General features: G+C 71.7%; 12 protein-coding genes. 2 read left to right on the top strand and 10 right to left on the bottom strand.

Annotated elements, in window-relative coordinates; translation table 11 throughout:
* The first annotated feature begins 31 nt into the window (after positions 1–31).
* The gene (locus tag AC0NZN_RS06215; RefSeq protein WP_474591409.1) at positions 32–1,345 is read left to right on the top strand and encodes a glycoside hydrolase family 27 protein; all 1,314 of its coding nucleotides are present in this window, start codon (positions 32–34) and stop codon (positions 1,343–1,345) included.
* Here the strand turns inward: AC0NZN_RS06215 and AC0NZN_RS06210 are convergent.
* From AC0NZN_RS06210 to AC0NZN_RS06175, 8 genes are all read right to left on the bottom strand, one after another.
* Positions 1,336–2,358 carry a LacI family DNA-binding transcriptional regulator gene (locus AC0NZN_RS06210; protein ID WP_474591408.1) on the bottom strand — a complete coding sequence of 341 codons (1,023 nt, stop codon included), beginning with the start codon at positions 2,356–2,358 and terminating at the stop codon, positions 1,336–1,338. The two genes, AC0NZN_RS06215 and AC0NZN_RS06210, sit on opposite strands and share 10 nt — an antisense overlap.
* A 101-nt stretch (positions 2,359–2,459) precedes the next feature.
* The gene (locus AC0NZN_RS06205) at positions 2,460–3,047 is read right to left on the bottom strand and encodes a GNAT family N-acetyltransferase (RefSeq protein ID WP_474591407.1); all 588 of its coding nucleotides are present in this window, start codon (positions 3,045–3,047) and stop codon (positions 2,460–2,462) included.
* A 9-nt stretch (positions 3,048–3,056) separates the two neighbouring features.
* Positions 3,057–4,235 (bottom strand): mannitol-1-phosphate 5-dehydrogenase, encoded by a 1,179-nt coding sequence (locus AC0NZN_RS06200; RefSeq protein WP_474591406.1) that lies wholly within the window; start codon positions 4,233–4,235, stop codon positions 3,057–3,059.
* Complete coding sequence (locus AC0NZN_RS06195; RefSeq protein ID WP_474591405.1) at positions 4,232–4,672, bottom strand: PTS mannitol transporter subunit IIA; 441 nt, start codon at positions 4,670–4,672, stop codon at positions 4,232–4,234. The genes AC0NZN_RS06200 and AC0NZN_RS06195 overlap by 4 nt, the downstream gene beginning before the upstream one ends.
* 29 nt (positions 4,673–4,701) lie before the next feature.
* Complete coding sequence (locus AC0NZN_RS06190; protein WP_474591404.1) at positions 4,702–6,363, bottom strand: PTS mannitol transporter subunit IIBC; 1,662 nt, start codon at positions 6,361–6,363, stop codon at positions 4,702–4,704.
* On the bottom strand, positions 6,360–8,045 hold the full coding sequence (gene ptsP / locus AC0NZN_RS06185; RefSeq protein ID WP_474591403.1) for a phosphoenolpyruvate--protein phosphotransferase: 1,686 nt from the start codon (positions 8,043–8,045) through the stop codon (positions 6,360–6,362). The genes AC0NZN_RS06190 and ptsP overlap by 4 nt, the downstream gene beginning before the upstream one ends.
* Before the next feature lie 28 nt (positions 8,046–8,073).
* A complete protein-coding gene (locus tag AC0NZN_RS06180; RefSeq protein ID WP_474591402.1) occupies positions 8,074–8,349 on the bottom strand; it encodes an HPr family phosphocarrier protein in 276 nt (91 codons plus the stop codon).
* Positions 8,342–8,695: a PTS sugar transporter gene (locus tag AC0NZN_RS06175; RefSeq protein ID WP_474591401.1), complete on the bottom strand. Its 354-nt coding sequence runs from the start codon at positions 8,693–8,695 to the stop codon at positions 8,342–8,344. The genes AC0NZN_RS06180 and AC0NZN_RS06175 overlap by 8 nt, the downstream gene beginning before the upstream one ends.
* A gap of 141 nt (positions 8,696–8,836) precedes the next feature.
* On the opposite strand from AC0NZN_RS06175, the gene AC0NZN_RS06170 reads away from it, so the two are divergent.
* The gene (locus AC0NZN_RS06170) at positions 8,837–10,783 is read left to right on the top strand and encodes a BglG family transcription antiterminator (protein ID WP_474591400.1); all 1,947 of its coding nucleotides are present in this window, start codon (positions 8,837–8,839) and stop codon (positions 10,781–10,783) included.
* 18 nt (positions 10,784–10,801) lie between these two features.
* On the opposite strand, the gene AC0NZN_RS06165 is transcribed toward AC0NZN_RS06170, so the two are convergent.
* Entirely contained in the window at positions 10,802–12,493 is a 1,692-nt protein-coding gene (locus AC0NZN_RS06165) for a phospho-sugar mutase (RefSeq protein WP_474591399.1), read from the bottom strand.
* Complete coding sequence (locus AC0NZN_RS06160; protein ID WP_474591398.1) at positions 12,490–13,323, bottom strand: purine-nucleoside phosphorylase; 834 nt, start codon at positions 13,321–13,323, stop codon at positions 12,490–12,492. The genes AC0NZN_RS06165 and AC0NZN_RS06160 overlap by 4 nt, the downstream gene beginning before the upstream one ends.
* Positions 13,324–13,364 lie beyond the last annotated feature (41 nt).

Raw genomic sequence — 13,364 nt, 5'->3', positions numbered from 1 at the left:
GATCCGGCGCCCGGCGCGTATCGTGTGGCGTGTGACGCGGAACCGCCTGACCGCCCTCGCTGTCGCGGCGGCCGCGCTCGCCGCGACGCTGTCGGCGTGCACGTCGGCGCCCGCTCCGGCGCCGACGGCCCCGGATGCGTCCCGCCCGCCGACCATGCTGCAGACCCCGCCGATGGGCTTCAACGACTGGAACGCGTTCGGCTGCGACGTGGACGAGGCCGATATCCGCGCCGCGGCCGATCTGCTGGTCAGCACCGGTCTGCGCGAGGCCGGCTACACGTATGTCGGCATGGACGACTGCTGGATGGCGGGGCGGGATGCCGCCCGCGGCAGCGCCGCGCGTGCCGCGGCGGGACGCGACCCGTCGACGCACCGGCTGGTGGCGGACCCGCAGCGGTTTCCGAGCGGCATCCCGAACCTCGTCGCCTACCTCCACGCCCGCGGCCTGAAGGCGGGGATCTACGAGAGCGCCGGCACCACGACGTGCGAGGGACTCGCCGGAAGCCTCGGCTACGAGGACGTCGATGCGCGCACCTTCGCGGAGTGGGGGATCGACTACCTCAAGTACGACAACTGCGGCCGCAAGACCGTGTCCGTGGGAGGTCGGCGGCTGCACTTCGCCGCGGACGAGGCCGGGTACCGGGCGCGTTACCAGCGCATGGCCGACGCGCTCGCCGGCGTCTCCCGCCCGATCGTGCTCAGCCTGTGCGAGTGGGGCATCCATGAGCCGTGGACGTGGGCGCCGGCCATGGCGTCGCTCTGGCGAACGACGCACGACATCAAGGACCACTACGCGAGCATGCTCGCGATCTTCGAGCAGAACGTCCGGCTCGCCGCCGCCGCCGGCCCCGGCCGCTGGAACGACCCCGACATGCTCGAGGTCGGCAACGGGGGCATGACGGATGCCGAGTACCGCAGCCACTTCGCGCTCTGGGCCATGATGGCGGCGCCGCTGCTCATCGGCACCGACCTGCGCACCGCGACCCCGCAGACCCTCGCGATCCTCGGCAACCGCGACCTCATCGCCGTCGACCAGGACATGCTCGGCGTGCAGGCGCGGGTGGTGGCGCACACGGGCACGACCTGGGTGCTCGCGAAGCCCCTCGCGAACGGGGACGTGGCGGTGGCGCTCTTCAACGCGGGCGAGACGCCGACGCGGATCGACACCTCGGCACGGGCGATCGGGGCGGGAGCGCACGCCCTCCGACTGCGCGACCTCTGGTCGGGCGCGGTCGCGAGCTCCGGCTCGTCGTTCGGTGCAACGGTCGCACCGCACTCGACCGTGGTCTATCGGGTGACGCCTGACGGGCTGCCGGCGCCGTCCGCGACTCCCGGTCAGGGCTGAGGCGGCGCCGTGCTCTCGCGCACGACGAATGTCGTCTGATCCGGCACCTCGTCGTCCGGTGCGGGGCGGCGCTCGACGACGGCGATGAGCCGGCGCATGGCCGTGTCGCCGAGGGCGGCGAACCCCTGCCGGACGGTCGTCAGCGGCGGTGCCGCATGCCGAGCCTCCGGGATGTCGTCGAAGCCGACGACGCTCAGTCCGCGCGGGACCTCGATGCCGGCCTCGCGAGCGGCGTGCAGCAGGCCGATCGCCATCTGGTCGTTCGATGCGAACACCGCGGTGAAGTCGCGGCCGGGGAGGATGCGTCGCCCGACCTCGTAGCCCGAATCCGCGGTCCAGTCGCCGCTCACCGGATCGAGCGGCTCGAGCCCCGCCTGGATGAGCGCGTCCCGGTACCCGGCGATGCGCTGGTCGACCTCTGCCCAGCCCTCGGGGCCGGCCAGATGGAGGATGCGGCGATGCCCGAGCCCGATGAGGTGCCGGGTGGCGGCCACCGCGCCCACGCGCTGGTCGATGGCCGCAGTATGGGTCGGGCCGTCGGACCACTGGAGCGTCAGCGATGGCATCGTGCCCAGGCGCTCCTTGATCAGCGGCCAGCTCGCCGCCTGGGGCGCGATGACGACGATGCCGTCCACGCCCCACCGCACGAGCTCGTCCAGCGCCTCGGCGATCTCGTCCTCGCCGTCCGAGACCACCGAGACGCTCGCCAGCGCATAGTCGTATTCGCGGGCGGCGCGCTCGATGGCCAGTGCGATGCTGGCGGGCCCGAATTCGCGCGGCGCGGTCGTGATGAGGCCGATGGTGCGATGCCGCGAGGTGGCGAGGGTGCGCGCCGCGCGGTTGGGGCGGTAGTCGAGCTCGGCGATGACCGCGCGCACCCGCGCGGCCGTCTCCTCCGACATCCCGGGGAGGTCGTTGAGCACACGGGAGACTGTCTGCCGCGACACTCCCGCCCGGGCGGCGACGTCCCGGATGGATGCTCGCGCCGGCGGCTCTGAAAGCACCAACGTCATCCCCTCCGCTCGCTGCGCCCGGGCCCCGACGCACCGGGACCGCTAGGCCGATCGTAGGGCCTGCGCATTCCCTGCGCGGCGGGTCGTGACGCAGAAGGTCTTCAGCCGCGCGCCAGGCGCTCCTGCAGTTCGCGGCGCACCGCGGGCCACTCGCCCGCGATGATCGAGAAGACGACGGTGTCGCGCAGGATGCCGTCTCTGCCGATGCGGTGGTTGCGCAGCACGCCGTCCTGCTTGGCGCCCAGGCGCGCGATCGCCGCGCGCGACTGCCGGTTGTGCCAGTGCGTGCGGAACTCCACGGCGATCGCATCGCATGCCTCGAACGCGTGGGTGAGCAGCACGAGCTTGGCCGCCGTGTTGACCTCGCTGCGCTGGGCGGAGGGACCGAGCCATGTGTAGCCGACCTCGACGTGACGGTTGGGCTGATCGATGTTGCAGAAGGTCGTCTGCCCCACGATCTCCCCGGTGGCGAGGCGGCGGACGGCGAAGGGGTTCATGGTCCCGGCATCCCGCAGGGCGAGTCTGGCCGCGATGTCGTCCCCGACGCCACCGGGCATCGGCACGCTTGTGTACCAGGCGTGCTCGAGGCCCACGGCGGCGCGCGCGAGGTCCGCCTCGTGGGCCGCCGCATCCAGCGGCTCGAGGCGGACGTGTTCGTTCTCGAGCGTGACGGGAGTCGCGAAATCCACCGACCCAGCCTAGGCGCCCTCCTCCTGGGCGACGACCGCGCGGAGGGCCGCCTGCCGTGCGGCGACGGCATCGCGGACGGGCCGGAACAGCGGGTGCCCGGGCTCGAGGCCGGTCACCGTCGCGGTGAGGGTGTCGGCATCCATGTCGCGCAGCATGACCTGGAGTTCCACGGCCTGCTCGTCCGCAGGGTCGTCGAATTCGAGCGCCGCGGCCATCGCCGCGACGAGCGCCCGTGTCGGCAGCCCGCGCTCGGCGGCCGCCGCGGCGGGCCCGACGAAGCGCTCGTGGCGCGAGAGTTTGCGCAGCGGCTGGCGGCCGACCCGCCACACGGTGTCCGGCAGGGCCGGATTGCGGAACCGTCGGAGGATGGTCGACCGGTACTCCGCGAGGTCGTCGGCGGAGAGCCCGTGGACGACCTCGAGCAGCGCCGAGGTCTCCTCGAGGGCCGCCTCGACGCCGGCCGCGACGGTCGGGTCGGCGAGCGCATCCGCGATCGTCTCCCGGCCGACGCGCGCGCCGAGGTAGGCGGTCGCCGCATGGCCCGTGTTGACCGTGAAGAGCTTCCGCTCGATGTACGGCGCGAGGTCGGGCACGAAGTGCGCCCCTGGGATGTGCGGCGGGTCGTCGCCGAACGGCGGCCGCTCGATGGCCCACTCGGAGAACGCCTCGACCGTGACATCCACGCCACCGCCGGCCGGCTGGGCCGGGACGATCCGGTCCACCGCGGTGTTCGCGAACACGGCGCGCGCCGCCAGGGCCTCCCACTCGTCGCCCGCCACGGCCTGCATCTCGCCGCGCAGCAGGTCGGTGGCGTTGATGGCGTTCTCGCACGCCATCACCTGCAGCGGGGGAAGGGATGCCGAGCGCCGCCGGAGCCCCTCCACGAGGAGGGGCGCGACGAAGCGCAGCACGGTCGGGCCGACCGCGGTCGTGGCGACCTCGGCCGTCGCGACCTCATCGGCCACGGCATCCGGATCCGTCGCGCTGTTGAGCGCCCGGAATCCGGTGACCACAGTGTCGCCACCGCCCTCGCCCACGGCGTGGACCGTGTACCGGGGCGCCGCGTCGATCGCATCGACGAGGGCGGCGGCGACATCCGAGAAGACCAGCTCGTAGCCGCCCTCGTGCAGCAGCAGACCGACGAAGCCGCGCCCGATGTTCCCGGCGCCGAACTGGACGGCCTTCATGTCTCGTTCACGCTCTCCAGGAGGTCGAACAGCTCGTCCGCGGTCGACGCAGACTTGAGCTGTGCGACGTCGTCGTCATCCGAGAAGAGGATGGCGATGCGAGAGAGGATCTCGAGGTGCTCGTCGCCCTTGCCGGCGATGCCGACCACGAAGCGGACAGGTTCGCCGCCCCAGTCGACACCGCCGTCGTATCGCACGAGTGAGAGCGCGGAGGAGAGGATCTCGTCCTTCGCCGCGTTGGTGCCGTGCGGGATCGCGAGCTCGTTGCCCATGTACGTCGACACGGTCTGCTCACGATCCTTCATCGCGCTGTAGTACGCGGCGGTGACCGCGCCGGCATCCTCCAGGATGCCGGCGGCCTCCCGCATCGCCTCGTCCTGTGTGGCAGCCTCCGAGTGGATGCGCACCCGGTCGCGGGTCAGAACATCGTCAGACATGTGAGATCCCCTCTGTCGCCTCTCTGCGGCTACTCGCCGTGCTTGTGCTGCTCGCGGACCGTGTCCACGACCTCGTCGTACCGCGGCGAGTTCATGAAGTTGTCGACGGTCACGTGGATCGCGTTCGGTGCCTTCGCCCGTGCGCGGTCGGTGAGCTGGTTCTGCGTGATGATCAGATCCTCCGAGCCGTCGAGATTGGCGATGGCCTTGTTGACGACCGTCACGTTCTCCACTCCGGCCTTCTTGACCTTGTTGCGCAGGACGCTCGCCCCCATCGCGGAGGAGCCCATTCCCGCATCGCACGCGAACACGATGTTGTGGATCGGCCTCTCCGAGACCACGGTGCCCGCGGCGATGGCGTCCGCCGCCTCGGAGGCGTAGGTGTCGAGCATCTCGCCCTCCGCCGCGGCGTTCGCGGTGGCGCGTGCGCGCAGGCCGGACAGCGCAGCCGACTCCTTGCCCTTGTTGGCCTCGGTCTGGGCGATCGCGTCCGTCAGGTCGCCGGCGCCCTCGGTCGCGAGGTCGCGACGGCGGGTGCGCAGCAGGAAGACCGACGACAGGATGAACGAGACCGTCGCCGCCAGCAGGACCGACAGGAGCACGACCAGGAGGTTCGGCACGCCCGGGGGCAGCGCCGCGACGGTCACCGCGATGATCGATCCTGGCGCCGCCGGGAATCGCAGCCCGCCGCCGAGGAACTGGTTCGTCGCGACGCCCGTCATACCGCCGGCGATGACCGAGATCAGCAGGATCGGCTTCATCAGCACGTACGGGAAGTAGATCTCGTGGATGCCGCCGAGGAACTGGATGATGATCGCGCCCGGTGCCGAGGCCCGCGCCATGCCGACGCCGAAGAAGCTGTACGCCAGGAGGACGCCGAGGCCGGGGCCGGGGTTCGCCTCGATGAGGAACAGGATCGACTTGCCGGTGTGGGCGGCCTGTTGGATGCCGAGTGGCGTGAACACGCCGTGGTTGATGGCGTTGTTGAGGAACAAGACCTTCGCGGGTTCGACGATGATCGACAGGAGCGGCAGGAGGCTCTGGTTGACCAGCCACTGCACGATCCCGCCGAGACCCTCGCTGACCCAGGTGATCACCGGTCCGAAGGCGAAGAAGCCCACGACGGCGAGGATCATGCCCAGGATGCCGGCGGAGAAGTTGTTGACCAGCATCTCGAAGCCGGGGCGGATCTTGCCTTCCCACAGCCTGTCCATCATCTTGCAGACCCAGGCCGCGAAGGGGCCCATGATCATCGCGCCGAGGAACATCGGGATCGTCGTGCCGACGATCACGCCCATCGTGGCGATGGATGCGACGACGCCGCCGCGCTCGCCGTAGACCATCCGGCCGCCCTGGTTGGCGATCAGCAGTGGCAGCAGGTAGGTGATCATCGAACCGACCAGACCCACGTACTGCGGGAAGGTCTTGCCGTCCGGTCCCGTCGCGAGGCTCGTCATGGCGTGGCTCCAGCCGATCTGGTCGGCGTTGCCGAAGCCGCCCAGCAGGTCGGCGACCGGGTGCCACCAGCCCAGCCATCCGGCTGAAATGAAGAGGCTGGTGATGAGGCCCCAGGCGATGAATGCCGCGATGTTCGGCATGATCATGCCGGAGAGGAACGTGCCGAAGCGCTGGATGTGGACCTGCGCCTTGCGGCCGCCGCTCTGGGCCTGTGGGGGTGACGTCGTTGTCATGGGAGTTGCCTCTCTCGGGGGATGGCGGCCGACATGGCCGCGTCTCGGGCGGACGCCGCATCCTCTGCGGCGAGTGCGGCCTCGGCGATGCGCGTCGCATCGTCGAGGGTGTGGGTCGCGAGCGACGCACGCACGTCGGCGAGCGCCGTGGGCGCCATCGACAGTGACGTGGCGCCGAGACCGACCAGGACGACGGCAAGCAGGGGGTCTGCCGCCGCCTCTCCGCAGATGCCGACCGGCTTGCCGGCGCGGCGCCCGGCATCCCCGACCTCGCGCACGAGGCGCAGGACCGCGGGATGCCAGGGGTCTTGGAAGCTCGCCACCGAGCCGAGCAGGCGGTCGGCGGCGAGGGTGTACTGGGTGAGGTCGTTGGTGCCGATGGACGCGAAGTCCGCATGGGCGAGGATGCGGTCCGCCAGGAGGGCCGAGGAGGGCACCTCCACCATGACGCCCGCGGTGCGGATGCCGTACTCCCGGGCGACGGCGACGAAGTACTCGGTCTCCTCGACCGTCGACACCATGGGCGCCATGACCCACAGGTCGGCCGCCTCGCCGGCGGCGCGCACGGCCGCATCGGCCTCCGCGAGCGCCGTCAGCTGTTCGCGCAGGATGTCCTCGCTGGCGCGCAGGGCGCGAAGCCCCCGGAGGCCGAGCGCCGGATTCTCTTCGTGCGCGTCGTTGAGGAATGCGAGCGGCTTGTCGGCGCCCGCATCCAGCACGCGCACGACGACCTTCTTGCCGGGGAACGCGCCGAGCAGCCGCTCGTAGGACTCCCGCTGCTGCGTTATCGTCGGCGCGGACTGGTTGCCGAGGAACAGGAACTCGGTGCGGAAGAGTCCCACACCCTCGGCGCCGAGGGCGACGGCGTTGGTCGCATCCGGGTTCCCGAGGTTCGCGAGCAGCGGCACCGGCGTCCCGTCGGCGAGTGCGCCGGGAGTGATCGGGGCGGATGCCGCCTGCAGTCGGGCGTCCGCGCGGCGGCGGGCCTGGTCGAGGTCGTCCGCCGAGGGCTCCGACGTGACGAGGCCGGCCGCGGCATCCACGATCACCATCTCGCCGTCCCGCAGCTGATCCGCGGTCGTGGCGCCCACGATCGCGACGATCGACTTCTCCCGCGCGAGGATCGCCGTGTGCGAGGTCGGGCCGCCCTGCGTCGTGACGAGCGCGAGCACCTGGTCGAGGTCGAGGAGCGCGGTGTCCGCGGGCGCGAGATCCTCGGCCACGAGCACGAACGGATGCCCCGGATCCGGGATGCCGGGTGCCGAGACGCCGCGCAGGTGCGCGACGATGCGCTGTGCGACGTCGTCGAGGTCGGCGGCGCGCTCGCCGAGGTAGCCCCCGAGAGCGGTGAGCTGGTCGCGGAACGAGGCGAAGGCGTCGAAGACCGCCCACTCGGCGTTCTTGCCCGCCGCGAGGCGGGAGTCGACCTCGGACTCGAGGGCCGGGTCCTCGGCCATCATCGCCTGGGCCTCGAGCACATCGCGGGCGGTCCCGCCGGCGCGCTCGCCGCGCTCCTCGAGGTCGCGGGCGACGACGCCCATCGCCTCGCGGACGCGGGCCGTCTCCTCCTCCACGCTGCCGGTCGCCGGCTCGTCGACGGGCGCGGCCAGCGGCGGGGTCATGCGGGCGATCGGGCCCTGCGCGACGCCCTGGCCGATACCCACTCCGCGGATCTGCGTCATGTCCTCACTCCGTTCATCGCGACGCTCGTCACTGCGCGTCGTGGTCGGTGGTCAGCAGCTCGCTGAGGGTGTCGAGCACCTGCTCGGCGCTGTCGCCGTCGGCGGTCAGCGTGACGTAGTCGCCCTGCTCCGCACCGAGCGCGATCACGCCGAGGATGCTGGCGGCGTTGACCGGCGCGCCCGCGCCCTTCGCGACGGTCACCGGAATGCCGGACTCCTTCGCCGCCTGGGCGAACAGCTTGGCGGGTCGTGCGTGCAGGCCGTGGGACGAGCCGATGCGCACCGTGCGCGCGATCTCAGTCATCGTGATCCTCTCGTTGGGGGGTCGGTGGTGCCGTGATGCGGCGGGATGCGAGGGCCTCCTGCACGAGCGCGAGGGTTCGCGACCCGTCCAGGTCGGAGAAGACGTCGTCGGGCAGGAGCACCGCGAGGGCACCGCGGGAGGCCGCACCCGTGCGGATCAGCTCCATGTGCGCGGCGAGATGAGGCCCCACGAGCACGACGTCGAGGGTCTCGACGTCCGCGCCGATGCTGCTCTCGCTGCCGGCGCGAGCCTCGCACGCAATGCCGCGGTCCTCCGCGGCGGAGCGCACCCGCTGTGCGACGAACGTGCTCGACGCTCCCGCACCGCAAACCACGAGGATCCTCATCGATCCGCCTCCTCACCCGACATTCTGTTCGGCTGGACGCACCGGGTGGCAGGCAGACAACTTTCCGCCCCTGCGGAACATGCCCTGCCCTCCGCCCCGCGGCGCGCGCGTCCGTGATTTACTGGCCGGGCGACCGCGACGATGACTGCGGGGCGACACGGAGGGCGAGTGACGAGAGCGCGACAGGACCGCCTGCTCGGCCTGCTCCTGCACGAGGACGACTGGGCGACGGCAGCCGTGCTGGCGGACGCCCTCGGGGTCACTCCGCGCAGCATCCGCTCGTATGTCACCGCTTTGAACACGCGCGACCAGGACGCGCTCGTCGTGGAGTCCGGACCGCTCGGCTACCGCGTCGGTCCGGCGGCGTCGTCCGCCGGGCGCGCGAACGCGGTCGAGCGCGGAACGCCCCGCGACCGGCTTCACCGGCTGGTGCGGGGCATGCTGGATTCCCCGGACGGCATCGACGTGTACGAGATCGCCGACGAGCTGCACGTGAGCAGCGCCACCGTCGACGGAGACCTCATGCGCGTGCGCGCGCTGCTGGGCGGCATGGACCTCGCACTCGAGCGCTCGTCGTCGCGCGCCAGGCTCCGCGGCGAGGAGCTCGCCCGTCGCCGGCTGCTGAGCCGGCTCGCGCACGACGAGATGGATGCAGGCTCCTTCGACCTCCAGGTGCTGCAGCGCTCGTTGGGCGGCTCCGTGCCGATGGATGCGTCGGCGAAGCTCAAGGCCGATCTGGTTGCCGGCCTCACCGAGCTCGGCTTCTTCGTGAACGAGTTCGCGATCGTCGACGTCATCGCGCACATCGTGATCGCCGCGGATCGCGCCGTGCGCGGCCATCCGCTCGGACTCGCGGAGGAGGGCCCGCGGGAGGCCGATGACATCGAGGCGCTGATCGCGCGGCTCGTGTCCGAGGAACTGGGCGTCGAGCTCGGCGCGGGCGACCGGCGCCACCTCGCGATGATCGTGCTCACTCGCGTTGTGGAGCCCGGGTCGGAGTCCCGTGCCGCGACCATCCGCGCGCAACTCGATCCGGCCGTCGTCGAGGCGGTCCGTGAGGTCGTGGAGCAGGCGGCATCCGAGTACCTCGTCGACATCGCGCACGACGACTTCATCCTGCGCCTCGCCCTGCACGTGCAGAATCTCCTGCACCGCGCGCGGGCCGGGGCCGTGCCCCGCAACCCGCTGACGCGCGAGCTGAAGTCGTCGCATCCCATGATCTTCGAGGTCGCGGTCTTCGTCGCGAGCGGCCTCCAGGAGCGGCTCGGGACACCCATCGTCGACGACGAGATCGGCTACATCGCGATGCACGTCGGCGGCCGCATCGAGCGGAATCGGCGCTCGGAGCGGCTCCTGACGGCCACGATCGTGTGCCCCGGCTACCAGGAGCTGCACGAGCTGCTGCGCTCGAGCATCGACCGCTCGCTCGGGCAGGCGATCGAGGTGGTCTGGGTCGAGACGCGCATGGATCCGGACTGGGCGAGCATCGACACCGACCTCGTGCTGACCACGATCGAGGCCCCCTACGCCTCCGACCGGGTCGTGCGCATCCAGCCGTTCCTCACCGATGCCGACGTCGCGCGCGTGCAGGCGGCGGCTGTCCGCATCCGTCGCGGCCGTCGCCTGGCGACGCTGCGCACCGACCTCGAGCGCTATCTCGCGCCCGACGCCTTCGTGCGCGGGCTCGACGGCGGCGGTGGCGAGGAGGGCGTCATCCGTCGCCTCGGGCAGCTGCTCGTCGCGCAGGGCGTCATCGACGAGGACTACGTCGAGCACACGATCGAGCGGGAGCGGCTGAGCTCCACCGCGTTCACCGACGCGTTGGCGGTGCCGCACGCACTGGCGATGACGGCATCTCGCACGTCCATCGCCGTCGGCATCGCCGATCCGTCGATCCCGTGGGGCGACGGACGTGTGAACGTCGTCGCCATGGTGGCCTTCTCCGAGACCGACCGCGAGGCCTTCCAGACCGTCTTCGAGCAGTTCGTGGAGGTGTTCTCCGAGCGCGACAGCGTGCTGCGGATCATCCGCAGCGGTGTGGATTTCCCATCGTTCGTCGAGGAGCTCGCCGCCGTCATCGACGGCTGACGAGCCCCGCCACGCCGATCAGGTGAGGTCGGCGAGCAGGTCGCCGACCGCGGCTCGGAGCGCGGCCAGGCGCGCGCGCGCATCGTCGGCCGTGTCGCCGCGCACGTCGAGGTACGCCTTCAGCTTCGGCTCGGTGCCCGACGGGCGCACGACGACGCGCGATCCACCGGCGAGGTGCAGGCGCACGACGTCTCCCGGTGGCAGGTCGTCGACGCCCTGGGCGAGATCGTCGAACCGCTCCACCTCGACGTCGCCGATGCGCTCCGGCCGGCGCTCGCGCAGTCCCGTCATGATCCGTCCGATGATCGAGAGATCCTCCACGCGCAGCGAGATCTGGTCGCTGGCGAAGTGTCCGAACGTGTCGCCGAGCTCCGCGAGCAGGTCGTCCACCGCGCGGCCCTCGCCGCGCGCCTCGGCGACGAGCCCGAGGAAGGCCACAGCCGCTGAGACGCCGTCCTTGTCGCGCACCGTCTCGGGGTTCACGAGGTAGCCGAGGGCCTCCTCGAAGCCGAAGACGATCCCGGGGGCTCGCGAGATCCACTTGAAGCCGGTGAGCGTCGCGTGGAAGTCCAGGCCGTAGTGGTCCGCGATCGCGGCGAGCCCGGGTGAGGACACGAGCGAGCAGGCGAGGGATGCGCCGTCCGCGCGGTCGCCCTCGGCTGCCAGGCGCGCGGCGCGCCAGCCCAGGAGCAGCCCGACCTCGTTGCCCGTGAGCCGGCGCCAGCCGCCCGCGGCGGAGGCATCCGGGATCGCGATCGCGAGGCGGTCGGCGTCCGGGTCGTTCGCCACGATCAGCTCCGCGTCGCTCGCGCGCGCGGTCTCATAGGCGAGGTCGAGGGCGCCGGGCTCCTCCGGGTTGGGGAACGCCACGGTCGGGAACGCGCCGTCGGGCTCGATCTGGGCGGTGACGGTGGTCGGCGCGGGATACCCGGCCTGGGACACGATGCGCTCGACGCTCTCCCAGCCGACGCCGTGCATCGCCGTGTAGACCCAGCGCAGGCCGTCCGCGCCCTCGGGCGCGGGAGCGACGGCGGCCGTGGCGTCCACGTACGCGTCCACGGTGGACTCGAGGGCGATCTCGTACCCGACCGATCGGGGGAGCGCATCCACCGTCGACTCGGTCGCGATGCGCTCGATGTGCGCGGCGATGTCCGCGTCGGCCGGCGGCACGATCTGCGAGCCGTCGTCGGCACCGCCGAGATACACCTTGTAGCCGTTGTCGTTCGGCGGGTTGTGGCTCGCGGTGACCATGACGCCGGCTGCGGCGCCGAGGTGGCGGACCGCGAAGGCGAGCACCGGCGTCGGCAGCATTCTCGGCATGAGGATCGCCCGGAATCCGGCGCCCGCGAAGATCTCGGCCGAGTCGACCGCGAACACGTGCGAGTTGCGTCGCCCGTCGTAGCCGATCACGACCGGGGGCGCCTCGGCATCCGCGCCCACCTGCTCGCGAAGATAGGCGGCGAGCCCGGCCGCCGCCTGTGCCACGAGCACGCGGTTCATGCGGGCGCTCCCCGCGCCGAGCTCTCCGCGCAGCCCCGCGGTGCCGAACGCGAGGCGCCCGTCGAACCGGCGTGCGAGGTCGGCCGCCGCATCCTCGTCGCCCGACTCGGCACGGCCGACGATGTCCTCGAGCTCCGCGCGGGTCTCGGGGTCGGGGTCCTGGGCGAGCCATGCCCGCGCCTGTTCGAGCAGGCCGTCCACGGCGCTCACAGCTGCCCGATCACCTGGGCCAGCAGCGACGAGATCACCGGCTCGGCGGCACGGCCGGCCTCGATCACCTCCTGATGGCTGAGGGGGGTCGTCTGGATGCCGGCGGCCATGTTGGTGATGAGCGAGAAGCCGAGGACCTCCATGCCCGCCTGCCGCGCCGCGATCGCCTCGAGCGCGGTCGACATGCCGACGATATGCCCGCCGATGGTCTTCGCCATGTGCACCTCGGCCGGCGTCTCGTACTGCGGTCCGCGGAACTGGCAGTAGACGCCCTCGTCGAGGGTCGGGTCGACGCGACGCGCCACATCGCGCAGGCGCACGGAGTACAGGTCGGTGAGGTCGATGAATGTCGCGCCCTCGAGGGGCGAGTCGCCGGTGAGGTTGATGTGGTCGCTGATGAGCACGGGGCGGCCCGGGGTCCACGTGTTCTTGATGCCGCCCGCTCCGTTGGTGAGCACCATCGTCCTGGCTCCCGTCGCGGCGGCGGTGCGCACACTGTGCACGACGCGCCGGACGCCGTGACCCTCGTAATAGTGGGTGCGAGCGCCGATGACGAGCACATTCCTGCCGCGGGGGGTGCGGACGCTGCGCAGGCTGCCGACGTGCCCCTCCAGGGCGGGCTCGCCGAAGCCGGTGACATCGGTTGCCGGGATGGTCGCGACGGTCTCGCCGATGAGATCCGCAGCCCTGCCCCATCCGCTGCCGAGGGTGAGCGCGATGTCGTGGTGCTCGACGCCCGTGAGTCGGGCGATGTCCTCGGCCGCGCGGCGCGCGACCTCGAACGGGTCGGCGGCGGAGTCGTCGAGCGGGTTGGCGCTGTTCGTTGACATGGACCCACTTTAGAGAAGGCCCAGGGCTCAGGCGAGGGAGG

The organism is Microbacterium sp. sgz311019, from assembly GCF_056135325.1.
This window is presented reverse-complemented; position numbering and strand designations above follow the sequence as displayed.

What these genes read in the sequence shown, in the direction of transcription:
- AC0NZN_RS06190 (WP_474591404.1), bottom strand. Translation starts at nt 6,363, where the DNA reads ATGACAACGACGTCACCCCCACAGGCCCAGAGCGGCGGCCGCAAGGCG.
- AC0NZN_RS06180 (WP_474591402.1), bottom strand. Translation starts at nt 8,349, where the DNA reads ATGACTGAGATCGCGCGCACGGTGCGCATCGGCTCGTCCCACGGCCTG.
- AC0NZN_RS06210 (WP_474591408.1), bottom strand. Translation starts at nt 2,358, where the DNA reads ATGACGTTGGTGCTTTCAGAGCCGCCGGCGCGAGCATCCATCCGGGAC.
- AC0NZN_RS06195 (WP_474591405.1), bottom strand. Translation starts at nt 4,672, where the DNA reads ATGTCTGACGATGTTCTGACCCGCGACCGGGTGCGCATCCACTCGGAG.
- AC0NZN_RS06170 (WP_474591400.1), top strand. Translation starts at nt 8,837, where the DNA reads ATGACTGCGGGGCGACACGGAGGGCGAGTGACGAGAGCGCGACAGGAC.
- AC0NZN_RS06160 (WP_474591398.1), bottom strand. Translation starts at nt 13,323, where the DNA reads ATGTCAACGAACAGCGCCAACCCGCTCGACGACTCCGCCGCCGACCCG.
- AC0NZN_RS06200 (WP_474591406.1), bottom strand. Translation starts at nt 4,235, where the DNA reads ATGAAGGCCGTCCAGTTCGGCGCCGGGAACATCGGGCGCGGCTTCGTC.
- AC0NZN_RS06175 (WP_474591401.1), bottom strand. Translation starts at nt 8,695, where the DNA reads ATGAGGATCCTCGTGGTTTGCGGTGCGGGAGCGTCGAGCACGTTCGTC.
- ptsP (WP_474591403.1), bottom strand. Translation starts at nt 8,045, where the DNA reads ATGACGCAGATCCGCGGAGTGGGTATCGGCCAGGGCGTCGCGCAGGGC.